This window comes from Sphingomonas paucimobilis NBRC 13935, from assembly GCF_000739895.2.
GTDB lineage: Bacteria > Pseudomonadota > Alphaproteobacteria > Sphingomonadales > Sphingomonadaceae > Sphingomonas > Sphingomonas paucimobilis.
This window is the reverse complement of the sequence record NZ_BBJS01000055.1, coordinates 14028-39835: the sequence shown is the minus strand read 5'-3', so window position 1 is coordinate 39835 and position 25808 is coordinate 14028. Positions and strand designations below refer to the sequence as shown.

Below are 25808 nucleotides of genomic sequence, written 5' to 3'. Positions count from 1 at the left end.
CGGCGTTCGCTTTGCCCGATGCAGAGGATGCGTATGGCCATTTCCCGATCCTGGCCCGCCGATTTGCCGCTCGCCCCCTGGCTATCGCCCTGGGTCGCCCCCGATGGCTGGACGCATCGGCGTTATGATCGGCCACGCGTAGCGGGTACGGTGCGGCGTGGCCGGTTGCTGTTCCAGACCGGACGCGCCGACATGATCGAGAAATATGGCGATGCGATCGACCATTTCCGGGGCCAGGGATGGGATGTCAGCGCGTTCGACTGGCGCGGGCAGGGCGGTTCGGGGCGGCTGGCGCAGGATCATACCGGCCATATCGATCGGTTCGACCGGCTGATCGACGATCTCGCCGCCTTTCATGCCGACTGGATCGCCGAAGGGGAGGGGCCGCATGTCGTGCTCGGCCAATCGATGGGCGGGTTCGTGACGCTGGCCGCGCTGGCGGCGGGGCGGATCGCCCCACACGCGGCAATCCTTGTCGCGCCGATGCTCGCGTTACGCTCGCCGATCGGACAATGGGCGGGCAGCCGGTTCGCGCGGTGGCAGGTGCGCCGGGGCGATCCCTTACGCCCCGCCTGGCAAAGGCTGGAGACCCCTGCCGCCGCGTCGGCGCGGCAGAAGAGGCTGACCCATGATCTGGCGCGCTTCGCCGATCAGCAGGCGTTCCGGCGGCAATGGCCCGATCTGTGTCTGGGGTCGCCCAGCTGGCATTGGGTGGCGGAGGCGTTTCGCGCGACCGCGGCACTGCGCGACGATTCCCGTCTGGCGCAGGTCGAGACGCCGGTGCTGATGCTGGTAGCGCAGGTCGATCGTCTGGTTGACGCGCGCGCCACCGGGCGAGTGGCGGCCCGCTTGCCACGGGCCGAGCTGGTCGCCTTCGGCCAAGGCTGCGCGCATGAAATCCTGCGCGAGGCCGATCCGGTGCGCGCCAATGCCTTTGCCGCGATCGACTCGTTTCTCATGCGGCGGGTGCAATCATAAGGCGGGGTAATCGGCATTTCCCTTATCCTCCCCTGTAAGCGGAGGTGGCAGGCCGCAGGCCTGACGGAGGGTGTCGCCGTTCGTGAGGGAACACCGGCATCGCCACCAAGGATACCTCCTATGGGGGGATATCGCGAATCCGCTATTTTACCGGACACCACAGCGGATTTGCCCGCTACCCTGCTGGAGGATGCGGCATTTGGGCGATCCCTCGACCGTGATCCGGCCCAAACCATTATTGGTGATGGTCGCGCCGTAGCGGGCGTGGGCGCTGATATCCCCCGCACCGTCGAGTGCGATGGTCACCTCGCCCGTATCCAGTCCTGCCGCCGCCGTCACGCCCGGGCCGTTGGCGGTAAGGCGTGCCTTGCCCACCCGGCCGCCGGCAATGGTCAGCTTGGTCGCGCCAAGCGAGGTCGCGGTTAGTTGTTCGCCATCGGCGCGGTCGATCCGGATCTCGCCCGGCCCGTTGATCGCCAGGGTGATCGTAGTCCCGCGCACCGCCTGCGCCGTCACCAGCGCCCCGCTGATCACCGTGATCCCGGACAGTGGCGGGGCGGCGATGGTCAGTTCCACCGGCCCGCTCCCTTCGCGACGCGGCGCTCCGTCGCGGACCGTGCGCACGACCAGGGTGCGTCCGCTGATCGCCGCCTCGGTCTGACGCAACGCCGCCGGATCACCGGTCATGACCCCACGTGGCGAGGGGGCGATGGTGAGATGAACGATGAACGCCCCCTCGACCCGCAACGCCTCGAAGCTGCTCAGGTCGATCCGCCGCTCGGCCGCGCCGGCGGTGCCGCTCAAGAGGGCGCAGAGCAAAGCGGCGGACAAAGAGCGGGTAAGCATGGTCTTATCGTCGCGTCATTGCCGGGGAACGGCAAGCGCGGTCAGCCGCCATGGGCATAGCGTCCGCAACGGGCGCTGCCCGAACCGGTCTTGCCGACGGTGCAGACCGAATTGGGCCCCAGATCCGCGCTTCCCGATCCGGTCAGGCCGACCTGGGCGGGACCATCGACCTGCACCTTTACGTCGCCCGATCCGGTGATGCCGACCTTGGCCTGCCGCGCGCGAAGCCCTGCGCCCTGGATATTGCCTGAGCCCGCCACGCCGACCTTCAGCGTATCGGCCGATCCGCTCGCGGTGATCGATCCCGATCCCGCCACACCGAGATCGGCGTGGCCGACCCGCATCGCGCCGATGACCAGATCGCCCGATCCCGCCACGCCAGCGCGGAATTGCGGCCCCTCGACCCGGTCGACCGTCACCCGACCCGATCCGCCGACGCCCGCGCCGGTCAGGCGTGGCAGCGTGACGGACACGCGAACGTTCTTGCGGTTGCCCCAATGCACGCCCTTCTTCAGCCCGATCACCAGCTTGTCGCCATCGCGCGCAATACGCAGCTGGTCGAGGTCCTTGGCCGCGCCGTTCGCGCGTACCGAGAAATCACGCCCGGTATGGACATCGACCGAGTCGCTGCCCGTCGCCTCGACCGCTGTGAAACCGCGCACGGCATAGCTGCGCACGTCGCCCGAGCCCTGGGGCGCGATCTCCTGCCCTTGGGCGTCGCTTTCGAAGGAGCAGGCGGCGGTGGGGATCGCGAGCGCGACGATGGCGAGCAGCGAGGGAAGAACGATCAACGGCTTCATGAGCGACCTCCTGTGTATTGCGAATACAATACACATGGATGAAGGCTCTACGCAAATGAAAAGGGGCGGCTCCACATGGGAGCCGCCCCTTGTTCGTCTCGGCAAAACCGGACGGCGTCAGGCCGCCGGCTTTTCCTTGTTGTAGATGGCGGCGGCGGCGCGCAGGATTTCCAAGATCTTTTCCTGGGCGCGCTGTTCGTCCACCTCTTCCATCGCGGCGAGTTCGCGGGCGAGGCGGCTGGTCGCCGCTTCGAAGATCTGCCGCTCGGAATAGCTCTGCTCGGGTTGGTCGTCGGCACGGAACAGGTCGCGGACCACTTCGGCGATCGACACCAGGTCGCCCGAATTGATCTTGGCTTCATATTCCTGCGCGCGGCGCGACCACATGGTGCGCTTGACCTTGGGCTTGCCCTTCAGCGTTTCCATCGCCTCGCGCATGGTCTTGTCCGAGGACAGTTTGCGCATGCCGACCGACTCGGCCTTGTTGGTAGGAACGCGGAGCGTCATGCGCTCCTTTTCAAACCGCAGCACATAGAGTTCGAGCTGCATCCCTGCGATTTCCTGCTTTTGCAGCTCGATAACGCGGCCCACGCCATGCTTGGGGTACACGACATAGTCACCGACGTCGAAGTGGAGCGCCTTGGCAGCCATTGGGGGCCTTTCCGGATCAAAGGCCTTCGCACGAGCGCCGGACGAGCGGAAATGGGTCCACTGTTCTCATCGGCCTCGGGAAGGAAGGGTCGAACACATCAAGGCGGGCGGTCGCAAAAACAGCTAAGCCCGTCGCGGAACCATATAGCATGGTCGCAACAAAATTACCAGCATATCCGCGAACATCGGAACCATTCGCCACACCGTGCGCCGGCATGGCCAAAAGCCCTGTGGTCGATCGGCCCCTCGGCCGGCGGGATCAGTCGCCCTTGCCGGGTTCCGGGCTGAAGAACTGTTCGTACTTGTTCTCCACGCCCTTCATCGCGTCGGCGTCGGGTGGCGTCTGGTCCAGCTTGCGGGTGACGTTGGGCCACTGGGCGGAGAAGGTGGTGTTCAGCTCCAGCCACTGTTCCAGCCCGCTCTCGGTGTCGGGCAGGATCGCCTCGGCCGGGCATTCCGGCTCGCACACGCCGCAGTCGATGCACTCGGACGGGTTGATGACGAGCATATTCTCGCCCTCATAGAAGCAGTCGACGGGACACACCTCGACACAGTCCATATACTTGCAGCGAATGCAGGCATCGGTGACGACGTAGGTCATGACAACTCCCAAGGTACGAACGCGTGCTGCTATGCCGCGTGCGGCGATCCGTCAACGCTTGAAACCCGGGAAGTGACCAGATCGCAGTAACAGGCACGCCCCTCGGCCGGCGGACCGCGCCGCACAGGCAGCGATTCGACGCGCAGGACACGCACCTGGCCATGCTGCGCGAAGGTCAGGATGCTGCCGATCCGCACCGGTGCATGGGCGCGATCGATCGCGCGGCCGTCCATCCGGAAATGCCCGTCACATGCCATCGCCTGTGCCGTCTCCCGCGACTTGGCGATCCGCGCCCACCAGAGGAAACGGTCGAGCCGCATCGACTCGAGGGCGGCGGGGGCGCGGGTGGTCATAGGGGCAGGCGGTCCTTTCGGTGTGAAAAACTCATAATAGTTCCACCCCGGCGGAGGCCGGGGTCCAGGCGCAAAATGGCCCGGTGGCGCAGCATGACCGTCACGGCCACTGGACCCCGGCCTCCGCCGGGGTGGTAGCGTAAGTTATGGTCACGGCGTTCGTCCCCAATCGGCGAGCGCGGCGAAGGCGTTGCCGGGACGCGCCTCGACCCGCGGCGCCGGGCGGGCGGGCGGTCGACCGCGCCAGATCCAGCGCACCGCATCGTCCTCGCCAGCCGGCTTGACCTTGCGAAAGCCCAGATCGCCCATCAGCCGGTCGAGCGTCGCGGGCTCCAACCCGATCGAGGTGGCGAGGGCCACGTCGGGGGCAAAGGGGCCGCGTCCCGTTCGCGCATCATGGGTGGCGCGCGCGATCCGCTCGACCAGATCGATCCGCACCGCCTGTTCGCCGAGCGGACGAAAGCCCGACGCCACGGTCCGCCCCGGCTCATCGCGGCGCAGCGTGGTCGCGCCGACCCGCGCCAGTTCGGGGCTCTGCCCCCACAGCGCCATCAGCGTGCGGCGCCAGCCGGCAGGACCGGGCTTGAGCAGCCGGGGGTCGAAGATGTCGAGCGTCCCGATGGTGATCCCCAGCCCGCGCAACCGCCGCCGCTCGTCGGGCGACAGCGCGTCGATCATCAGCCGCAACGGCTGACGCGGCACGATCCCGCCGGCATCCTCCAGCGCGGCGGCGATGGCACGTAGCGCGGGCGACGCCTTGGCCTCCCGCGCCAATTGCGCGAGGCGGACAAGGGCGGGTACCTGCCGATCCAGCGACCGCGCCATCCAACCATCGAGCCGCGCCTTCACCTTTTCGCGCAACGGCGGCGTCAGGCAATCGAGGTCGCGCTCCAGCCGCACCACCGGCCGCCCCAGCGAAGGCCCCGCGACCAGCCGGGCGATACCATGCCCCTCCCAGACCAGTCGATCCTCGACCAAGGCGATCGCGTCATGCTCCGCCGCGATCAGCGCGTCGGCCCGGCGCGCGCGTTCGGTGCCCAGCCGCTTTTCGGCCGCCGCGAGCAGCAGCCGCTTGTCATTGGCGCGCGCGCCCGCCTCGACGGTGAAGCGGAATCCCTCCAGCCGGCCAATGGCATGATCCTCGACCAGCACCTCGCCCTCCGGCCCGATCGTGACGGGCAGGGCACCGGCATCCGCGCCGATGCGACGGATCAGCGCAGTGGTGCGCTTGTCGACGAACCGCTGGGTCAGGCTGGCATGGAGTCCGTCGGACAGCCGCTCCTCGATCTCGCGGGTCCGCTCGGCCCAATGTTTGGGGTCGGCCAGCCAGTCGGCGCGCTGCGCGATATAGGCCCAGCTGCGGATCGCCGACAGGCGACCCGCCAGCGTCTCGACATCGCCCGCCATGCTGTCCAGCCGCGCGATCTCGTCGGCGAACCATTGATGGGGCACATGGCCCAGCCCCTCGGACAGATGGCCGAAGACGCGCGATGCGAACCGCGCATGCGGATCGATCCCCACTTTGCGGAAATCGGGAATGCCGCACGCCGCCCAGAGCCGCGCGACCATGGCGGGGCGCTGTACCCGGTCGCGGACCCAGGGCTCGTCTGCCAGGCGCTTCAATACCTGGAGATCGGTGGCGAGCGGCGCGGCGCGCAATACGCCGGGTTCGGGCTTGCGCTCCAGGCTGGCGATCAGTGCGTCGATGCTCGACAGGTCGGGATCGCCATCGCGCCAATAAAGATGGTCGAGCCGGGGGAAGCGATGCTCCTCGATCGCCAGCACTTCCTCGGGCAGGAAGGCCTCGGGCCCTTCCTCCGCGAGCGCGCCGAAGGTGCCGTCACGGTGGTGGCGCCCCGCGCGGCCGGCGATCTGCGCCATCTCCGCGACGGTCAGGCGGCGGCGGCGACGCCCGTCGAATTTGTGCAGCCCGGCAAAGGCGACATGCGCGACATCCATGTTGAGCCCCATGCCGATCGCATCGGTGGCGACGAGATAGTCGACCTCGCCCGCTTGGAACATCTCGACCTGTGCGTTGCGGGTGCGCGGGGAAAGCGCGCCCATCACCACTGCAGCGCCTCCGCGCAGACGGCGCAGCATTTCGGCGACCGCGTAAACCTCCTCGGCCGAGAAGGCGACGATCGCCGAGCGCTTGGGCAGCCGGCTGATCTTCTTGGCGCCCGCATAGGTCAGAGTGGAAAAGCGCGGCCGCGCGACGATCTCCGCGTCGGGGACCAAGGCGCGGATCATGGGCTTCAGTGCTTCGGAGCCGAGGATCATCGTCTCGTCCCGGCCCCGCGCATGCAGCAACCGATCGGTAAAGACATGACCCCGCTCCAGATCGGCGCCCAGTTGCGCCTCGTCGAGCGCCACGAAGGCGACGTCGCGGTCGGGCATGGATTCGGCGGTGCACAGGAACCAGCGTGCGTCGGGCGGGACGATCTTTTCCTCGCCGGTCACCAGCGCGACCGTGTCCGCGCCCTTGAGCGCGACGACGCGGTCATAGACTTCGCGGGCCAGCAGGCGGAGCGGGAAGCCGATGATGCCGCTCGAATGCGCGCACATCCGCTCGATCGCGAGGTGCGTCTTGCCGGTGTTCGTCGGCCCGAGAACGGCCGTCACATTGCCCGATACGCGGCTGGTCATATCCCTTACATTGGGCTTCGCGCGGGCCGTTGCAACGGCCTGAAGCAAGACGGCTGGCCAATGGCGGGATTCGGCCCGATGCGGCCACGCCCCGTCGCAGCAGGGCGGCTGGAAAGGCCCGCACGGTTTGACTTTGACCCCTTGCGCTTTCACCCAGCATGGCGTGCGCCGGGGGGAATCGGCGACGCTGATCGAAGACATTCACGGACGCACCGATTTTCCGCATGTTCTTGGCTACCGACGACGCTTTGCATATCTCCGGCGGTACCGCCGCGCGCCCGCTTGGCGGTGCCCTTCGGCCGGTGGTGCCGACGGGGCGGTTCGCGACATGGCGTCAGGTCGCGCGAGAGATCGACTGGGTGCCCGATCTGGGCGCGCGGATCGGCAGCCGGGATTGGTGGCGGGGGCTGGCCACCTGCGCCACGCTGTGCGCGACGACCTTGGCGCTGGCGCCCGGCCTGCATCGCCCGATCATCGGCGCCTCGCCCGCTCCCCTGAGCGGGGAAGTACGCAACAATGCCCGGGCCCAGGCGATCGCACCGCTGGCGTTGGGTGCCGATACGGGGCGGCGCATGGCCGCCAACGAGATGGTCGTGCATCTGGCCGAGGCGCCCGAGCGGCCGATGATGGAGCTGTCCGCCACCATCGGTGCCGGTGATCGGCTGGCCCGGGTGCTGCAGCGCGCCGGCGTCGCCAAGGTTCAGGCGAAGACCGCCGCCGATCTGGTCGAACAGGCGGCCGGTGGCGGCGACATCGCTTCGGGCACACGCGTCGCGCTGACGCTCGGCCGGCGGCCCAGCCGGATGGTGGCGCGGCCACTGGAACAGTTGAAGCTGCGCGCGCGGTTTGATCTGGCGGTGACGCTGAACCGCGCCGGCACGGGGTTCACCATGACCCAGCAGCCGATCGCGATCGACCGCACCCCGCTGCGCCTGCAAGGGCTGGCGGGGTCGAGCCTGTACCGGTCGGCGCGCGCCGCCGGGGCGCCCGCCAAGGTGGTCGAAAGCTATATCAAGGCGCTGGCCAGCCGGCTGTCGGTCGGGCGCGACGTCAAGCGCGCGGACAGTTTCGACCTGATCATCGAGCGCGAACGCGCGGCGACCGGCGAGACGCGGCTCGGCCGGCTGCTCTATGCCGGGCTGAACCGTGGCGGCCGTAAGGTGCAGCTGGCGCGGGCGCCCGGCGAGGATGACGGCGAGTGGTATGACGTCAACGGCCAGAGCGAGCGGCAGGGCGGGATGAGCATGCCGGTCGCGGGCCGGATCACCTCCTCCTATGGCAAGCGGATGCACCCGATCCTGGGCTTCATGCGGATGCATAAGGGCACCGATATCGGCGCCCGCTATGGCACGCCCATCCATGCGATCATGGACGGCGTCGTCCAGTTCGCCGGCCGTTCGGGCGGCTATGGAAATTTCGTCAAGCTGGTGCATGGCGGCGGCATCGCCAGCGGCTATGGGCATATGAGCCGCTTCGCCGTCCGCTCGGGCACGCGGGTGAAGCAGGGGCAGGTGATCGGTTATGTCGGCTCGACCGGCATGTCGACCGGCCCGCACCTTCACTGGGAAGTGTGGAAGAACGGCGTCACCGTCAATCCGCGCAGCTTGAAGCTGTCGAGCGTCGCGGTCCTGTCGGGCGCGAAGCTGCGCGCGTTCCGCCGCGAGGTGCAGCAATTGCTCGCGGTGAAGCCGGGGCGCTGAGGCGCCCTTCGGGCCGTTTGAATGGCAATGACGGGGACGGGTTAGCGTCCGCCCGAACGCCAGCGTGCCACGGTCTCGGCCAGCGATCCTTCGCCCGGTGACCGGTCCGCCCAGAGCGCGGTGATCGGCATGTCGGCGGAGGCGGGGCGTTTGCCGTCCTCGAGATTGTCGAAGCTGGCCCGGACCGGAAAGGTCACGCCCTCACCGCATAGGATCGCCTCGCGATTGCGCAGCGCCGACATGGTGTCGAGCAGCCCGCGCCCGCCCTCCGGCATGGCCGAGCGCACCATGGCCTGGTCGCGATCATTGTTCAGCCGCATGGCGATGATGGTGCCGCATTGCGACAGCACGCCCTCGGCCAGGTCGGACGGACGCTGGGTGACGAGACCCAGCGAGACGCCATATTTGCGCCCTTCCTTGGCGATGCGCGACAGGATTCGGCCGACGGCCGAGCTTTGTTCGGCGCGGGCCGGAATATAGCGATGCGCTTCCTCGCACACCATCAGCACCGGGCGGCGCTCTTCGGGTCGCGACCAGATCGCCTGGTCGAAGATCAGCCGCGCCAGCACCGCGACGACGACGCTCGTCACCTCGGAAGGGACGCCCGACACGTCGATGATCGATATCGGCCGCCCGTCGCCCGGCATGCGCAGGATGCGGCTCAGGAACGCGGCCATGGTATCGCCGACCAGCATGCCGGAGAACATGAAGGCATAGCGGGGATCGCCCTTGATCTCGTCGACCTTGGCCTTGATCCGCAGATAGGGGGCGGTGTCGCCGGCGCGCTCCAGCTTGCCCATCTCCTGGCTCAGCGCGCTGGTCAGGTCGGACAGCAGATAGGGAATGGGCGTGTCGACCGTGACTCGCGGCACCTCGGCGGCGGCCCGGCTGCGCAGGCGGGCGGCGAGCAGGCATTTGGCCAGAATGTCGACCTCGATCTGGCGATCGTCGTGGTTCGCCGACAACAGCATCTCGCAATGCTCGTCAAAGGTCATCAGCCAATAGGGCATGCGCAGATTGCCGACGTCATGCACCTCGCCGATGGCGCGGAAGGCGGTCGCATATTCGCCGTGCGGGTCGATCATCACGACATGGCCGCGCGGTGCCAGTTCGCAGATGCGGTGGAGGATCAGCGCGGTCGCGGTCGACTTGCCCGTGCCGGTCGAGCCGACCAGCGCGAAATGCCGGCCGAGCAGCGCATCGACTGTGAGCGTCGCGGGTACGCTGCGCGCCGGATAGACGGTGCCGATCCTGATGCTGGTGCTGGTCGGGCGATCATGGATGGCAGCCAGTTCGGCATTGGTGATCGCATGCACCGTCGCGCCGGGCAGCGGATAGGAGGTCACACCGCGCCGAAAGCCGTGGAGCGCGCCGGTTTCCGCCTCGCGCAGGCCTTCGCCGACCAGCTCGATCTCGGTCTGTATCGCGGAAGGGTCGCTCGACGGGTCGAGCGACAGGGTACGGATCGTGCCGATGATCCAGCGATCCGCGCGCCGGATCTTCACTGGCATCGCCACCTGCCCCGCCGCCGCCAGCACCGGATCGTCCTGACCGGCGAGCGCCGCCACCGCCTCGCGGTCGAGGACGATGCGCCCCGTCGAGCCGCCCACCGCCAGCAGCCACCCGATCACGGGCGTATCGTGCGACGAAGCCAGGGTGTCCGGAAAGACGGGCAGGGGATAGGACATGGATCGGGGCCGTGACGGTCAGGGTTGTCTGACCCCCGCGATAGACGGGAAAACTTAAGGATATGCTGCCGTTACACCCGCCGCGCGATCCACCCCGCCGCCCAGCCGAGCAGCACAGACAGCGCCACCGCCGTCAGGCCATAGGGGATGGCGGCGCGATCGGCGGCGCGCGCGACGAAGCGTTCGAACCCCGATTTGCGGATGTCGATATCGCGCACCGCCGCCGCCAGAACGCGGCCGTCGCGGATCAGGAAGGTCTCGGCGGTGAAGCGTCCCACCGGCACGCGCGCCGGGATGGTGACCCGGGCGCGGTACAGCACGTCATCGGTGATCTCGACCGCGTTGGGGGACTCGACATAGAGACCCGCGCGGCGGCGCTGGTCGACCAGCCCGGCCTGGAACCGTGCCTGGACATCGGCCGGCGCGTTGGAAGCGGGGGAAAGCTGCAGACTGTCGAGCCCGAGTTCGTAGATGGCGCGGGTGCGATCGTCGACGATTTGGGTAACCGGCCGTGACGAGGCAATCGCGTAGAAGGACGGTGCGGATTGATAGCGCAGCCGCCCGGCATTGACCCACAGGCCGGCGATCTTCTCCTTCTCGCGGATCAGGATCGACTGGGTCGGGCCCTTGACCACCACGACGATATCGGTCCGCTTGTCATCGCGCGGCGGGCGGCCGCCGGGATAAAGGATCGCACCGAACAGCAACAGTTCGGCGCCGGTGAAGCTGTAGGCGATCTGGATATCCCGTTGCGACACGTCGGGGACCAGCACCGGCTTGGCCTGCGCCATCAACAGCGGCGACAACAGGGTAAGGGCGACCGCGAATATCCTCACGACAGCTGGACCGTGAAGATTTCCTCGGGCCGCCAGACCAGGCCGAGCAGGATGCGCAGGCCCACCAGCAGCACGATGACGGCGAGCGCCAGGCGCAGATATTCAGGTTTGACGTTCGTCGCGAACTTCGCGCCCAGCTGCGCCCCGGTCACCGATCCGATGAGCAGCAGTCCGGCCAGGACGATGTCCACCGCCTTGGTGGTGGTGGCATGGACCATCGTCGCCGCCGCCGTCACGAACAAGGTCTGGAACAGCGAGGTGCCCAGCACCACCCGCGTCGCCATGCCCAGGATATAGATCATTGCGGGCACCAGCACGAATCCGCCGCCGATGCCGAGCAGGATCGTCAGGATGCCGGTGAACATCCCCAGCAACAGCGGCGCCAACGGCGAGATATAGATGCCCGAGGCGTAGAAGCGGGTGCGAAAGGGCAGCGCCGCCACCACCGGGTGGTGCCGCCGCCGCGCGGCTCTTTGCGCCACGCCGCGTCGCGCCGCGATGATCGCGGCCAGCGCCTCGCGCGCCATCACCAATCCGATCCAGCCGAGCATCAGCACATAGATGATCGCGATCACCGTATCGATCTGACCGCTCGCCTGCAGCAGACGGAAGATCCAGGCGCCGATGAACGACCCGACGATGCCGCCCGCGACCAGCACGCCGCCCATCTTCACATCGACCCCGCCCCGCTGCCAATGCGCGAACACGCCCGACACGCTGGCGCCGGTCACCTGGCTGGCGGCCGAGGCGGCGGCGACGGTCGGCGGGATGCCATAGACGATCAACAGCGGCGTCGTCAGGAAACCACCACCCACCCCGAACATGCCCGACAACAGCCCGACGCCCGCACCCAGTGCGATGATGACGAGCGCATTGACCGACAGGTTGGCGATGGGAAGATACAGATCCACGACCGGTGTTATAGCCGCGTGCGCGGGGCCGACCAGTGCGATCCGCCTAGAAATCACCGCCGATCGACAGGGCGGGCCCCGACCCCGGCGCGGCCTGCCCCGCCACCCGCTGTCGCCAGTCTAGCGATAGCCGCAGCCGCCGTCCGGCCACCGGCAGCGCGATACCCAGTGTCGGCCCGATGTCGAGGCGCTGTGCCCCCCGCTGGGCACCGCCCCACAGACCCAGTCCCAGATCCACGTCTTGGGCAAGGGCCGTGGTCGCGCGCATCGCGCCATCGGCAAAGGGCTCGATGGCGGTACGCCCGACGGCCCCCGCTTGCGCATAGCCGGTGAGGGAGATGCCGGGTGCAACGGATCGCGGCCCGAATCCCGAGACGGCCAGCACGGCCGGGCCACCTTGCCCCTCATCCAGGGCAATGCGTTGCTCGACCAGCAGCCGGATGGCCAGGCGGGCCGAGGGGCGCCAGTCGATCCCGACCGCCATTTCGCGCCCCACGCCCTCCAGCGGCGCGGACAGGCGCAAGCTGGCCGACAGCCTCCCGTCGCGGTCGATCCGGCGCAGGATACGTATCCCGGCCTGCGTTCCGCCCAATTGTCCCCCGGGCAGCAGCGCGCTGCTCCCTTGGCGCAGGATCGCCCAGGCGCTGCCGCTCCACCGCGCGGGTGCGATGGGCGGATCGGGCAGGGCCAATAGGGGATCGGGCCAGAACGGGAGCGATGGCGATGCGTCGGGCGGGTTGGCAGTCGACACCGGTTGCAATGGTGCCCGGGCAAGCGGCACAGACTTTGGAGCTATCGGCGGTGATGCCATGGCAGCGGGCGGTGAGGGCATCGCAATGCCGCGCATGGTGATGGGGGCGGCCAATGGCGCGACGGACAGCTTCGGCCTTGGGCTTTTCAACACCTTCGCGACCGATGCCGGTGCGGTCCCGACTGGCAGAAGGAACGCGATCCGCCCGAGCGTCCATAGGCCGATCACGCCGCCCAGGAACCGGATCGGCCGTCCGCTCATGGCTGGGTCGACAGGTCCGGGAAATGATGCCGCGTCTTGTCCCACACCGCCGGTCGGCCGCGCAGCACGAAGACATAGCGGATCAGCGCGCGCGGGGCGGCCGCCAGCGCGACAAAATTGCCGATGACGAAGCGCGGCAAAGACCATAGCGCCTCGCGCCAGCCATAAGCGCGCCCGGTAAAGACCATCCGCATCACCAGTCGCCACCAGAGCAGCATCGTGTTGACCGCGAACAGCCACAACAGAGCCGATGGGATTGGTGGGATCGGCACATCGACGATCCACCGCACGAAAATCGCGGTCGCATCGGCAAACAGCCCCAGATAGGCCGCCGCAAGCACCAGCATGGCGAGCGGCCCGCGCCGATCCCGCAGTCGCCACCAATGGTCGCCCAGCGCCATCGGTCGTGCCCAGCCGGTGCGATCCCATCCGATCAGCGCGATGCCCGTCATCCACCGCGCCTTTTGTCGCACGGCGGATACCAGATCGGCGGGGAAGAAGGCCCGCACCGCCACGACGCCGCCGCGCGTCCCGTCCGCGACCCGCGCGAACAGCCCTTCGCCGCCCAGCTCGGCGATGCGCAGGCCCAGTTCATATTATGCAAACTAAGCCGTTATGTGCAGATCGATTAATAGACCCAACAAGTTCCTTGCCTTTGCTGGCTTTTGGCTCTGCATAATTTGTGGCTTATCGGGTTACTGACGTCACCCAAACTCTTTCGATTTCTTGCAATGCGTGTCTGCTCACGTTGCTTCGGCAGCCAGCGGCGCAGAGCGCTCGGACGGTGCGCACTGGTGATCGTACTGCATAGGGGGTAGCGCCTCGTATCTTGGGCATTGCCCCTTGCGAACCGGCTTGCGCTCTGCAACGCAGCTGACGCGGCATGGTCAATCCCATCCGTGAGGCATGGAAACCTCGACAGTCGCTAGGTCCGGTCAAGTCATTTGGCCGGGCGGCTGTCGCGCATGTCCAAGGCTTGCCCAAAGGCGGCAGCGCCTTGTCCTAGCGCAGGGTTTCCAACGCCCGGCTTACGTCGGGCCGCCTCTAAGTATTTGGAGGGAACACTATGCCAATAAAAGATAATGCGGCAGTTTCTACCATTCAATTGCTCGCACACGCTACGGATATTCTCAACGAGTTTTGTGCATCACAAGAGGTATCTCTTGAGCCAGCTATAGCGATACTAATGACGGCGGCGTATGGTGAGGGGGGTATGGCTATCGTCAATGTGATGAAAAAGACTTGTTCTGTGTTGACTGCAGAGCACGCAAGGGTGCCGACCGATAATCGCCACGAGCGCCGAAAGGCGATGAGAAAGCCGCGAAGAGTGCGCGCAGCTACTAGCCTTTAGGATGAGGATCTGAAGTTTGTGATCGCTTGGCGGTTGTCCCTTGAAGGTCCCAAAAATGTTTCTGCTTTCGCCGACTTGTGGGTCGGTGGTGCTATATCAGGTTTCACAAGGCCAGACGTTGAATTGACAGAAAGCGGGCTTAGCAGCCTATCTTGTAATCTTCGCAGATCGTCCGTCCCTTGCGCTCCCTCGCAGGACATCCCTATCGGGTCAGCTGGAGCGCATCACAGCTGGCAAGATGAGTCTACCGCATCTGAGACCTTGAACGAGGTGCCGTCGCGCAGAATGGCGCGCATGGTGACGGCGAGGCAGGGGCAAGTAGTGCTACCCGAGCCTTTCGGAGCCCACGCCGTTTTGCGAGCAGTATGTCCGCTGTCAGGTACCGATCGCGGAAAGCAGACTTTGGTTCAGTAGGCGGGGCAGGGGCCTCAAGCGTCTGTCGATGGGTGGCAAGCGGACATTTCCCATGGCGCGATCAACAGGCCGCTTTACGCCCATCCGAGCCGCTTGACGGCGGAAATAGCACGCTTTGAAGCGGACGTTCAGATTACGCTGGGTCTGGGACCTTCGCGACAGTCGGGTTTGGATCGTCACGCGGCGAGAGCCGCCGCTTCAGATGTATGATAATCTTTATTTTTCGCCAGAGAATGATTCAATCGAAGCCTTGCCCTGCACTGCACCACCAAAATGCTGCGTCATCGTTTCCTTAAAGGCATTCACTACAAGCTCTGGAGTAGCAGGGTCGCTGTGCTGAAAAAGAAGAGCGTCATGCATCGGAAGCAACATTTCCACATCGTCGTTTTCGTCAACTTTGAGAAGAGTTTTCTTAAATATGAGAGAGCCTTCGCCCTGAACTATCTGGCTTACAGCAGACAGTTTTTCCTTGCGTGTCGGCTTCGATCCCTGATAATAAAAGCGATTGCCAAGACTAGTGGAGACGTATCCCACCTCTTCGAATTCTTCTATACGTGAATTTTTCCATTTTTCGTACACGCCAAACGACCTGAAAGCATCCCTGACAACGGCTCGTTCAAATCCAAATTTAGTGCCGATGATTGGTAAATCATGTTTTTTCATGCCATATGCATACGCCAGAAATAGGATCTTTGCTCCACTTCTGGCACCTTGCCCTCCAAGCTTTGCAATACGAAAACTCTCGTACATATCCTCTTCTGCGAAGAGAGCATGAAGGATTGGATCATTGGAAAGTGCTGCCATGATCCCAACTTCAAATTGGTCAAAATCGACATAACAAAGCGATTTGCCTTGGTCGGGGCAGATCACGTCACGGTAACGTCTGGGAAGGCTTTGCAAGAAGGGTGAGCGGACAGCAATTCGTGATGTTCGGGATCCTTGGGTATCGACAATTGGAAATACTCGCCCGCTTCTTAATGGCATGCCATTAAGAACGTCGCGCGCGAGTGAGAGGTCTCTCACGCGTTTTACCAAATCTGAATACGCCTTCATTTGCGGAAGATAACTCATCGCAAAATCGAGGCTGTATTCCTCTAGGTCCACATTGAGCCGTTGCGCATATCGCGCATGATCCCCTTCAGAAGGGACCTCGAGAGGAATATCAAATTCATCAGATATTTTTACAATGGACTGGTAGTAATCGTGTGCTATCAATTGTCTATTATTAGACACACGCTCACTATTAATTCGCAAGCCTTTACTTGATATTTCAGCGCACAAGTTTGCGCATGGCACTTCAACATCAAAAAATCTGTCGCGCTCTCCGTTAAGAATGGCTCGCCGACAAAGCTCAATATAATACTCTAAAAGAAGCTCGTGAAAATCCTTCTGCACTGAAGCTTCAACTTCAACCTCTTGGTACAGCATTTTTTTATACGGTCGCAGCACATTTTCGCCACGTGAAAAAAAATTCGACATGCGATCAACAATGTCGAATTTTTCTCTCCTACGCCTAACGTCTGGATCGCGAGAGGCGATGATATTTAAATCATCCAAATCAACTATGCTTTTAGGAATATTTCCGCATAATAAATATAAATCTCGCGCGATCATCCAGAAGTCATGGCAGATCAGCAATCCGCTGTGAGCCAAAACCTCAGCAGCCGGCACTTCACGAAACCCGTTACGATCTGTGATGAAAAAGCGAGATTTTTTCTCATCTGAGAAATTTCGGACGAACGTGAACGTGGCGAAAGTCAAGGGTACTCCTTAATATCTTCATAAAGGGCCGCAAAACTTGGTCGCTCGCGCTTGGCAAGCGCTACACCATCTTCGCGATAGGCTTTCTTTGAGCGACGGGACGTTCCCAAAACTTTATCTAGAACGCTGCCATGTAAGGCCTTGTGCTTACTCGCGGAAAGACCAGAAGCGGCGATTAGGAAGTAACGCTGATTTTGATACGGCCAACTTTTGTTAAACTTGTCTAAAATAGCCTCAATGGGGTCCAAAAAGTTGATGGACTGAAGCCAAATCATAACCGCTGAGGCTTCGCCGGTGGTCGGATCCTTATGGAGAATTTCGTGGGCTAGCGACCGAAGTTCCTCAGAATCAAAACGCCTTCCCGCAAGCAGTAGCCATAATTTATGGTTTTGCCAGTCGTGAATACATAACTTGCGATTTTGCAGAAAACTAGAAATTTTATCCAGAAAGTCATCTTCTGGATGAAGCGCGTCGATGAGTTTGCATATCTGATCGGAGGAAACAGCATCTTCATTTAGAGAGTTTAAGGCGTACTGCAACAGCTTAACACCGTCATCACTATCTACTTCGAACAGGCCTGCTTCGACCAACTGGCTCAATCGGTTCACGGCAAATCTAAATGTCCTCGATTGCGTTTCGCCTTCAGAGAGACATTCACGCAGAATTTGCACAACATATTCAACAGATCTTATAAAAACTCGCCGACTGCGAGACTTCCACATGCTTGCTATCGCTAAGACCAACTGATTTTGTGAAGGAAAAAACTTGTCGATCGATGCACTACCGCTATCATGCTTCAAGACGGCGGTTTTAGTGGCATTAATATTCATTCCAACTTCTCGGAGGAGCGAAATCAAGACCTGCAGCGATTTGCGCGCTTCGTGCTCATCTGTACATACGATTCGAATATCGTCGACATATCTGTAATAGTCAAATCCCCTATATTGCATTTCGAAGTCAACTGAACTTAGAAGTACATTGGAGAGAAATGAAGAGCAGTCTCTGTTTTGCGGTAGGCCGAAATGGCCCGTTAGCGTCCAGCGATTAAAGAGCGTCGCAAGTAGACGTGCTGCGGCGCGCATCTGGCCTTTTTTAACCCCAGGCGCATGAACCCTGTCTATTGCAGAATTTATCGATTCTATAACATGAGATGAGGATACATTCTCAAAGAAATTACTGATATCTGTGACCGCAAGAGCGCCTTTATTTCCTACAAACCGGTAGGTTAGCCCCTCATAATCAAGCCACTTGTTGATCTTATTGCGGAATAAGTATTTCTCATCTCCGCCGTCTCGATTGAAACGATAGCTCAAGACCCGGTGCGATAGTACGTGATCGAGCTCTGGGAGCAAAAATGAACAAATGGCTTGATAAACGAATCGATCAAAAAAATCTGTTTCGAGAGAGTATCTCTCTGAGAAATGCTTCTTAGGAATCGGCCTCAAGACCCTCTTGTCGCCGATGTAAACTCCACCCCAAGTGTTTAGTGCGCCCAAAATAACATCTGCGATGTAAATCTGGTCAGAGAAAATATCCGCATACGCTAATGCATCACTATACCAATCGTCCCGCATGTCTTGCTGCAATTGTGAAAGGACGGCTGGAAGGTCCACGGGAAAGCCGAAAACTTGTCCAGTTGCAAACAGCTCTTTTTTCGCTTCTAGATCCATAAGCCCCACGCCGCCGTCTGCCTACTAATGTCCCATAACTCTCGAAGCGTGAATACGGAATATGGAGCTTTTGGTGCGCGTGGAGCTTTTCACACAGCATGCCGATGTTGTTTCAACCATATTGGGGAATGAGTGGCCCGACGGTTGGGATCAGCCGGAATAGCTGACCTTCCGCACCCAGAGAGCTATAGTTGAGTGCTGAGCGTCTGGTTAGGGTCGGCAGCCGACTCCGCGTGAGGGGCAAATAACCTCGCGTCCCAGCTCCAGACCTGAGATTCGTTAATCGGCCATTTCTAGGGCGCGCGCTCGCCAGCTTGGAATGGCCGCAATTGGGCGTAAGCGGCCTGTCCGCTTTGGATGAAAAACGGGTATTGCGGTAACGAAGGGTTCGTCGAGAGCCATCGCTAGCCCCCTCGGCACACCGCCATCCATCGCAATGAAATAGCCGCTATCGATTGGGTAAGGGGGCTGACCGCTTTGGGGAACGCTGTTGGTGGGAGCGGAACGGCCGCTTCCGAGCACCTTAACGGAGCCGTCCCATTGCCGCTGATTGAAAACCCTGAATCGAAAGGGAGTACAGAATCAAACCTCGCTCATCCATCAAGTCAAAGTTCCAGAAAAGTGGATCGCCAGCCTTTCCTAGGCTCTGACCAATCAGGCTTTCTCCAGCGACTCGGGCTAGTATCGCAAGCGCATGTTCAAAGTCAGGCGCTTCGAAAGCATCGGGTTGCTCCGGCCGGTCATCACGTATTTCGATGGAGTATGTTGGCATCGCCATCAAACAGAGTGCCGGACGAACATATCCGCAGATTAATCTAGGTTGACCTAATTCAACGCAGGACTTCTGGCCTTTGGCGGGCACCTTCCATGGTTGCGGTAATGAAGGGTTCGCCGAGAGCCATCGCTAGCCCCCTCGGCACACCGCCATCCATCGCAATGAAATGTCCGCTATTGGTGGGAAGCGGCCTGTCCGCTTTCAGGCGACCCACCGGGGTAAGCTGCCGTTCGTTCAGCGGTGAGGGCAGGAAGCTCGAACGCCCGCCGCTGGTGGGAAGCGGAATGACCGCTTTCGAGCAGCGATCGCGGACAAGCTGACGTCCGTTCAGGCGGTGCGGCATGCTCGACCCCTTTTTGTATTCCTTTACCGACTGATCTCGGTTCCCAGCTCGATTTGGGACGATGTTTGCGGTCGTGAGGCCACGGGATGATTCTCACCTTGCGATTTTGCCAATTTCAGCTGACGGACAGGTCATGGTTCCTCTGAACTGCGAAATACTCGATCTGCGGGCCATCATTGCGATCGCCGATGGGAAAAGCTTTCAGCGCGCAGCGGATCAGCTGAATCTATCTCAGCCCGCGATCAGCCGTCGTATCCAGAAGCTGGAGCTGACGGTCGGCACGGCGTTGCTGGAACGTACGACCCGTAATGTGAGGCTGACCCCAGCCGGGGAGGAGGTCGTCCCGTTATTGCGTCGCTTGCTTGAGGAACTCGACACGTCGCTTCTTGGCCTGATGGCGTTGGGCGAAAGGCAAGCTGGCCGACTGACGATAGCCAGTATCCCGAGTGCGACCGTTCGTTTCTTGCCAGAGGTGCTCGAACTATTCGGACGCGAGTATCGCAATGTACGTGTCCGGGTACTCGATCTATCCGCCACCGAATGCGCCGAAGCGGTTCGGACCGGTGAGGCGGAATTCGGCATCACATTGCTGGTGACATCCGATGGCGACCTTAGCTTCGAGCCTTTGACGGACGATCCCTATGGGCTGGTTTGCCGCCGCGACGATCCGCTTGCGGATCTGCCCGACCCCAGTTGGTCCGACCTGAGCGATTTGCGGCTCGTAACGGTTCACATGGGCAGTGGGAATCGAACGACGCTCGATGCCGGACTGGCGCGTGCCGGCATCGATTTACGCTGGTTCTATGAGGTGACGCGTCTGACGTCCGCGCTCGCACTTGTGCAGGCTGGGCTGGGGCAGTCGGTGCTGCCGCAACTTGCCTGTCAGGGGCCCGATGCGCGTGATCTCGTGTGGCGGCCTCTGAAGGGGGCGGAAGTGGTGAGGACGATCGGCGTATTGCGGCGCGCCGCGGCGCCATTGTCGCCGACGGCTTCGAGGTTAATGGCGTTGCTCGCCGCTGCCTGGGGCAATGGATAGCCGCCTGCCGCTCCACCGGGTAACGAGGAGCGACGCCGCGACGTTGGCCGTTCCGCTCGTCAGGGCCCGAATTTCGGACAGGAAGCGGTCGATCGCGATCAACATCGCGGCGGCCCCGACCGGTATGTCGGGAAGGAGCGACAGGGTAAGCAGCAGCGCCGAAAAGCCACTGCCGGTCACCCCTGCCGCAGCCTTCGACGTGATCAGCATGACACTCAGATAGACCAGGATGCGCTCGGGCGAGAGGGCGACGTTCAGCGCCTCGCCCAGAAACAGGGTCGCGACGATCAGATAGACGGCCGTACCCGCCAGGTTGAGGGAATAGCCGAGCGGTATGGTTAGCCCGACGATACTGCGGGGACAGCCCAGCCCCTCCAGTTTCTCGATCAGGCGGGGCAGAACGACCTCGGTCGATGATGTGCCGAGGACGATCAGAATTTCGTCGCGGAAGGTGCGCAGCAACGTGCCGCCGCTCAGTCCCGTCGCAATCCGCACGGCGAGGATGAGGGCGACGATCAGTCCACCGCATGCCGTCGCGAGCGTGGCCAACAAGAGGCCGAGCGAACCGATGAAGCCGATGCCATAGGTGCCGACGGTATAGGCGATGGCACCGAACGCCCCGACCGGGGCGGCGCGGATCAGGAAGCCGAAGATCGCGAACTGCAACCGCGTCAGCGCCTCTATCCCGCGCACGATCGGCGCGCCGACCTCGCCGATACGCAGCAGCCCGAAGCCGACAAGCCCCGCGACGAACAGCACCGGCAGGACATCGCCTGCGGTGAACGCAGAAAATAGCGTATCGGGGACCATCCGAACTAGGAAATCACCTGGGCCGGTGACGTGCTTCCCCGCGAGTTGGCGCTGCAACTCGCCAGCGGCATCGCCATAAGGTGGAAGGGGGAGTCCGCGACCGGGCTGCATGACCAGCGTCACGGCCAGTCCCATGCCCAGCGCCACAATTGTTATGCCCAGGAAGACGATCAGACTGCGAAGCACCGTCGTGCCGGTGTCACGCGCGGCCCCGTGCCGGACGATCCCCTCAACGACGGTGCAGAACAGGACCGGCGGCACCATCATCCGCATCGCCTTGACGAAGGCGATCCCTAAAGGTCCGAGGTCGCGCCCGAAGGCGGGGGCGAGATATCCGATCGCCGTCCCCGCCATGATACCCAGCAGCATCTGAACGTACAGATGACGGAACAGGCGCACGCTACTCTCCTAATTATGCGCCTAACGCATAAGACGTACCGATCATTGCATTTGATCGGATGGCCACCAGTGATGCTTATTGGCGCGCAAGGCGTGGCGGCTCAAGCCTCCCCCGAACAGAGAACCCGCGTCAAAGCGGGGCGGACGAGAGGTGTTTCGATGAGATTTGAGAGATTTGCGCCCAGGGTAGGGGTTGCGCCATACTGCGTACGACCCTTAGCCCTCCGAACGGCGCTACTGCTAAGCCTTGCGACGCTGACCGGTCCGTCCTTCGCGCGGGATACCAGGCCAGCCGCGGTACATGAGCTTCACGTCGTGACCTCGGGCGGCTTCACCACGGCGTTCGCTGCGCTCGCCAAGCAGTACGAGCGCGAAACGGGCGTCCATATCATTACCGAACATGGGCCGTCGATGGGCGACACGCCGCAGGCGATCCCCGCCCGGCTTGCTCGACATGAGGATGCGGACGTCGTTATCCTGGCGCGCAGTGGCCTCGACAAGCTGGCCCATGCCGGCACCGTGACTGCCGGCACGGTGACCGATCTCGGCCTGTCCAAGATCGCGGTCGCCGTGAAGGCGGGCGCGCCAGTTCCGAACATCAGCACACCGGACGCGGTCCGCGACACGCTGATCCATGCCAAGTCGGTCGCCTGGTCCGACAGCGCGTCGGGCGTCTATATCCAGTCGACGATGCTCGATAAGCTGGGCATCGCCGATCAGGTTCGTCCCAAGGGGCGGATGATCCCCGCCACGCCTGTCGGTCGTATCGTTGCGCAAGGCCAGGCCGAGATCGGCTTTCAGCAATTGAGCGAATTGAAACCGGTCCAGGGCATCCGCATCGTTGGTCTGCTTCCCGCTTCGCTCCAGAAGGTCACGCCTTTCTCCGCGGGCGTCGTCGCCTATTCCCCGCATCAAACCGAGGCCAAGGCGCTGATCGCCTATCTTGCCTCGGCCAAAGCCCGTCCGATGATCCGCGAAAGCGGACTGGAACCCGCATTCCAAAAGGCCAAGCCATGACGCAGGCAATCGCTACTCCGGCCGCTGCTCCCGCAGTGGCCTCCGTTTCCGATGCACGCCGCAAGTCGGCATTCAAGTCGATCTTCATCGTCGCCAGCGGCAACTTCCTAGAGATGTTCGACTTCATGGTATTCGGTTATTACGCCACCTACATCTCTAAGGCGTTCTTTCCGACGGGGAGTGATTTCGCGTCGCTGATGCTCACCCTGATGACCTTCGGCGCGGGCTTCCTGATGCGCCCGGTCGGTGCGCTGGTGCTGGGGGCCTATATCGACAAGCATGGGCGGCGGCAGGGATTGCTGCTGACGCTCGGCCTGATGGCGTTCGGTACGCTCGCGATTGCCGCCACGCCGACATATGCCCAGATCGGTGTCGCGGCGCCGGTCATCATCCTGCTCGGTCGGCTGGTGCAAGGCCTGTCGGCGGGCGTCGAGGTTGGCGGCGTGTCGGTCTACCTCAACGAGATCGCACCGCCCGACAAGAAGGGCTTTTTCTGTTCGTGGCAGTCGGCCAGCCAACAGGCGGCGGTGGTCTTCGCCGCGCTGATCGGGCTCGTCGTGTCGAGCAGTCTCGATCCCGTCACGATGCAGGCCTGGGGCTGGCGCATTCCGTTTATCATCGGTTGCGTGATGATCCCGTTCCTGTTCGTCATCCGCCGTCACATGGAAGAGACCGAAGTCTTCCTGCAGCGCAAGGAGCATCCCCAGCTATCGCAGATCATCCGGACCATCGGCGGCAATTGGGGTGTCGTGCTCCAAGGTGCGCTGATGGCCGTGATGACGACCGTCTTCTTCTACATGATCACCGCCTATACCCCGACCTTCGGCAACAAGGTCCTGTCGCTGACGCCGGGTTCGGCGCTGTTCGTCACCGCATGCGTGGGCGTGACCAACTTCGTGTTGCTTCCGGTCATGGGTGCATTGTCCGATCGGATAGGACGTCGACCGCTACTGATCACCGCGACGGTCCTCGGCGCGTTGCTTGCCTATCCGCTGATGAGCTGGCTGGTCGCCGCGCCCAGCTTCGGACGGCTGCTGACGGTCGAGCTGCTGCTCGCCGCCATCTACGCCACCTATAATGGCGCGTTCATCGTCTATCTGACTGAGGTCATTCCGGCGCATGTCCGTACCGTCGGTTTCAGTCTGGCCTATAGCCTGGCGACTGCGATCTTCGGTGGCTTCACCCCGGCGATCAGCACCGCGCTGATCGGGGCAACGGGCGACAAAGCGATCCCTGGCGCATGGTGCGCTGCCGCCGCCCTGCTGTCACTGCTAGCGCTGATCATCGGATCGCGCCTGATCAGGCGCGAGGCCAACTAAGGGCGTACCGGTCGCCGCGACCCGGACGGGCGGGTGCGGTGACCCAAGATGAGGCGGCGGCCGCGATCCGCACGCCCACCCCAGGAAAGGATGCCATCATGTATCGAGGAGCCATGCTTGCCATGGGCCTGTGCACCGCCATGCCCGTCGCAGCCGAAGAGACGGGACAGGACGATATCGGCAGGCTGACCCGGCTGGTCGAGCAGCAGCAGGCGCAGATCGCACGGCTGGAGGCGCGTTTGGCTGCCGTCGAAGGGCAGGCAGCTGCACCGCCGCCACCTGCCTTGCCCGCAAATTCCGCCAGGTTGACCGTCGCACCGCGACGAGACCCTCTCCCGCTAGGCCAAGCGCTTCCGTCCGAGTCGCATCCCCCTTCGCTGGAAGCCCGGCTTGCCAGGATCGAGCAGGCGCGCAAGGATGAGGTGCACGTCGACTGGTCAAAGGGTACGCCCGAATTCACCAGCGCCGACGGGAAATTCTCTTTCAGGCCGCGCGGACGTATCCTGGTTGACTGGGCGGGTACGACGGGCAGCGCCTTGCCTGTGCGCAATATCGTCGCGACCCAGGCCCGATCATTGCGGATCGGATTCGAGGGCGCGATCGGCAAGCATCTCTCGTATCTGCTCGAGGGGGATTTTGCCGACAATGATCCGGCCATCAAATCGGCCTATGTCGCCTGGACCACCCGGTTCATGGGGCAGCAGGCGGAATTCGCACTGGGCAACCGGCTGAACGATCGCGGACTGGACGGATCGAGCGGAACGATCTCGGTTCCCTTCATGGAGCGGAACTTCGTCGGGCAAGGCATCATCCCCGTTCGCGGCTTCTTCGGATTGGGCGCCGCGGCACGCGTGTACGGCGATGGCTGGCATGTCGGCGTTCAGGTCTCGGGCGACGACATAAGCAACCCCGGCACCCAGAGCGACGGCCTGACGATTGCCGCCCGCGCGCACTGGAACCCGGTAAAGACGGCGGACTGGCTGGTCCATCTGGGCGTGTGGGGCTTTAATGAGAGCATCGCTGCGGACGCCAGCCGCCCCACTCGCAGCATCGCGGTGGGCGGCTTCTTCAACGACAATCTGCGCATCGCGGCGGGATCCTTCCCGAACGCTGCGTCGGGTGATGGATACGGGTTCGAACTCGGAACCCTCCACAAGCAATTCTGGGCCTATGCCGAATACGGCGCGCGGACGCTGCGCAATGTCGCGGGGGCCTCGACCAAGCAGACGGCCTGGGCGGTGCAGGGCGGTTGGTTCCTGACCGGCGAAACCCCGCCCTATCTGACGCGGGGCGGCGTGTGGAGTCGGCCTCGCGTGCTTCGCCCCTTCACCTCCGGCGGTAGCGGCGCCGTCGAGCTCGCCACCCGCTACGAGGAACTGGATTACAGCGACAATCCGACCGCAGGACGCGGTACTGCCCTGACGCTGGGGGTGAACTGGTATCTGAACAACTTCGTGCGCCTGCAGCTCAATGCGATCGATTGGTCGGTCGCCAACCCGGTCGCCGGGCGACCGGTCCCGGATCATGGCCAAACCCTGCTCGGTCGTGCGCAGATCGCTTTCTAGCCATCTCATGACGAATGGAACGCGATGCCTTTGAGAAGTTTGGCCTGGCCCCCGGTGTCGAGGCCGTGACCAGCGGCGCTCCCCGTTCCGAAGAGCCGGTGCATACCCGTGGCTACCGCGTGATCGCGCTCGTCGTAGCTTCCGCGCTGTTCATGCAGCAGCTCGACGGCACGGTGCTGACCGTCGCGCTGCCGACCATGGCGCGCGACCTGGCGACAAGCGCATCCTTGAACGCTTCCAGCCCGCCTAATGCGCAAACTACCTCTGCCATTCAGGATATGTGCAAGCGTGATCGAATTCGACTCTAGCTGAACGAACGTCCGCTT

The 25808-nt window shown here is 63.1% G+C and carries 22 protein-coding genes; 7 read left to right on the top strand and 15 right to left on the bottom strand.

Annotated elements, in window-relative coordinates:
* Positions 1–33 precede the first annotated feature (33 nt).
* The gene (locus SP6_RS16945) at positions 34–978 is read left to right on the top strand and encodes an alpha/beta fold hydrolase (protein WP_007405193.1); all 945 of its coding nucleotides are present in this window, start codon (positions 34–36) and stop codon (positions 976–978) included.
* 147 nt (positions 979–1125) lie between these two features.
* Here the strand turns inward: SP6_RS16945 and SP6_RS16940 are convergent, their stop codons facing one another.
* The 6 genes from SP6_RS16940 to SP6_RS16915 form a co-directional block, all read right to left on the bottom strand.
* Positions 1126–1824, bottom strand: a complete 699-nt coding sequence (locus tag SP6_RS16940) for a GIN domain-containing protein (RefSeq protein ID WP_007405323.1) — start codon at positions 1822–1824, stop codon at positions 1126–1128.
* Between the two features lie 41 nt (positions 1825–1865).
* Positions 1866–2624, bottom strand: coding sequence for a head GIN domain-containing protein (locus tag SP6_RS16935; protein WP_007405213.1), 759 nt, complete (start codon positions 2622–2624; stop codon positions 1866–1868).
* Between the two features lie 117 nt (positions 2625–2741).
* Positions 2742–3275 (bottom strand): CarD family transcriptional regulator, encoded by a 534-nt coding sequence (locus tag SP6_RS16930; RefSeq protein WP_007405211.1) that lies wholly within the window; start codon positions 3273–3275, stop codon positions 2742–2744.
* A 259-nt stretch (positions 3276–3534) separates the two neighbouring features.
* Positions 3535–3876 carry a ferredoxin FdxA gene (gene fdxA / locus SP6_RS16925; RefSeq protein WP_037568754.1) on the bottom strand — a complete coding sequence of 114 codons (342 nt, stop codon included), beginning with the start codon at positions 3874–3876 and terminating at the stop codon, positions 3535–3537.
* 29 nt (positions 3877–3905) lie between these two features.
* A complete protein-coding gene (locus tag SP6_RS16920; RefSeq protein WP_007405327.1) occupies positions 3906–4229 on the bottom strand; it encodes a S4 domain-containing protein in 324 nt (107 codons plus the stop codon).
* 150 nt (positions 4230–4379) lie between these two features.
* The gene (locus SP6_RS16915; RefSeq protein ID WP_007405216.1) at positions 4380–6875 is read right to left on the bottom strand and encodes a helicase-related protein; all 2496 of its coding nucleotides are present in this window, start codon (positions 6873–6875) and stop codon (positions 4380–4382) included.
* 224 nt (positions 6876–7099) lie between these two features.
* Here SP6_RS16915 and SP6_RS16910 point away from each other — a divergent pair, with 224 nt between their 5' ends.
* Positions 7100–8575, top strand: a complete 1476-nt coding sequence (locus SP6_RS16910; RefSeq protein ID WP_042469387.1) for a M23 family metallopeptidase — start codon at positions 7100–7102, stop codon at positions 8573–8575.
* A gap of 41 nt (positions 8576–8616) precedes the next feature.
* Here SP6_RS16910 and SP6_RS16905 read toward each other — a convergent pair whose 3' ends face one another.
* From SP6_RS16905 to SP6_RS21065, 8 genes are all read right to left on the bottom strand, one after another.
* On the bottom strand, positions 8617–10263 hold the full coding sequence (locus SP6_RS16905) for an ATP-binding protein (protein ID WP_007405209.1): 1647 nt from the start codon (positions 10261–10263) through the stop codon (positions 8617–8619).
* Positions 10264–10334: 71 nt separating this feature from the next.
* Positions 10335–11054 carry a TIGR02186 family protein gene (locus SP6_RS16900; protein ID WP_170170810.1) on the bottom strand — a complete coding sequence of 240 codons (720 nt, stop codon included), beginning with the start codon at positions 11052–11054 and terminating at the stop codon, positions 10335–10337.
* Between the two features lie 41 nt (positions 11055–11095).
* On the bottom strand, positions 11096–12010 hold the full coding sequence (locus SP6_RS16895; RefSeq protein ID WP_007405261.1) for a sulfite exporter TauE/SafE family protein: 915 nt from the start codon (positions 12008–12010) through the stop codon (positions 11096–11098).
* Positions 12011–12056: 46 nt separating this feature from the next.
* The gene (locus SP6_RS16890) at positions 12057–12761 is read right to left on the bottom strand and encodes a hypothetical protein (RefSeq protein ID WP_130120054.1); all 705 of its coding nucleotides are present in this window, start codon (positions 12759–12761) and stop codon (positions 12057–12059) included.
* 257 nt (positions 12762–13018) lie between these two features.
* Positions 13019–13537 carry a glycosyltransferase family protein gene (locus SP6_RS16885; protein ID WP_232254018.1) on the bottom strand — a complete coding sequence of 173 codons (519 nt, stop codon included), beginning with the start codon at positions 13535–13537 and terminating at the stop codon, positions 13019–13021.
* A gap of 1466 nt (positions 13538–15003) precedes the next feature.
* On the bottom strand, positions 15004–16548 hold the full coding sequence (locus SP6_RS20535; protein WP_156146126.1) for a DNA polymerase: 1545 nt from the start codon (positions 16546–16548) through the stop codon (positions 15004–15006).
* Complete coding sequence (locus tag SP6_RS20530; protein WP_082052550.1) at positions 16545–18218, bottom strand: RNA-directed DNA polymerase; 1674 nt, start codon at positions 18216–18218, stop codon at positions 16545–16547. The genes SP6_RS20535 and SP6_RS20530 overlap by 4 nt, the downstream gene beginning before the upstream one ends.
* An 830-nt stretch (positions 18219–19048) precedes the next feature.
* Entirely contained in the window at positions 19049–19336 is a 288-nt protein-coding gene (locus tag SP6_RS21065; RefSeq protein WP_128130686.1) for a hypothetical protein, read from the bottom strand.
* 133 nt (positions 19337–19469) lie between these two features.
* Here SP6_RS21065 and SP6_RS16875 point away from each other — a divergent pair, with 133 nt between their 5' ends.
* A complete protein-coding gene (locus SP6_RS16875; protein WP_042469385.1) occupies positions 19470–20372 on the top strand; it encodes a LysR family transcriptional regulator in 903 nt (300 codons plus the stop codon).
* On the opposite strand, the gene SP6_RS16870 is transcribed toward SP6_RS16875, so the two are convergent.
* Positions 20334–21581 (bottom strand): cation:dicarboxylate symporter family transporter, encoded by a 1248-nt coding sequence (locus SP6_RS16870; RefSeq protein WP_128130685.1) that lies wholly within the window; start codon positions 21579–21581, stop codon positions 20334–20336. The genes SP6_RS16875 and SP6_RS16870 overlap by 39 nt on opposite strands.
* Positions 21582–21896: 315 nt before the next feature.
* Between SP6_RS16870 and SP6_RS16865 the strand changes: the two genes are divergently transcribed.
* The 4 genes from SP6_RS16865 (at position 21897) to SP6_RS16850 (ending at position 25790) form a co-directional block, all read left to right on the top strand.
* A complete protein-coding gene (locus tag SP6_RS16865) occupies positions 21897–22598 on the top strand; it encodes a substrate-binding domain-containing protein (RefSeq protein WP_232254016.1) in 702 nt (233 codons plus the stop codon).
* Complete coding sequence (locus tag SP6_RS16860; RefSeq protein ID WP_232254014.1) at positions 22595–23917, top strand: MFS transporter; 1323 nt, start codon at positions 22595–22597, stop codon at positions 23915–23917. Before SP6_RS16865 ends, SP6_RS16860 begins: the two co-directional genes overlap by 4 nt.
* A 98-nt stretch (positions 23918–24015) precedes the next feature.
* A complete protein-coding gene (locus tag SP6_RS16855; RefSeq protein WP_042469382.1) occupies positions 24016–25482 on the top strand; it encodes an OprO/OprP family phosphate-selective porin in 1467 nt (488 codons plus the stop codon).
* 14 nt (positions 25483–25496) lie between these two features.
* The gene (locus SP6_RS16850) at positions 25497–25790 is read left to right on the top strand and encodes a hypothetical protein (RefSeq protein ID WP_042469381.1); all 294 of its coding nucleotides are present in this window, start codon (positions 25497–25499) and stop codon (positions 25788–25790) included.
* The last annotated feature ends 18 nt before the right edge of the window (positions 25791–25808 follow it).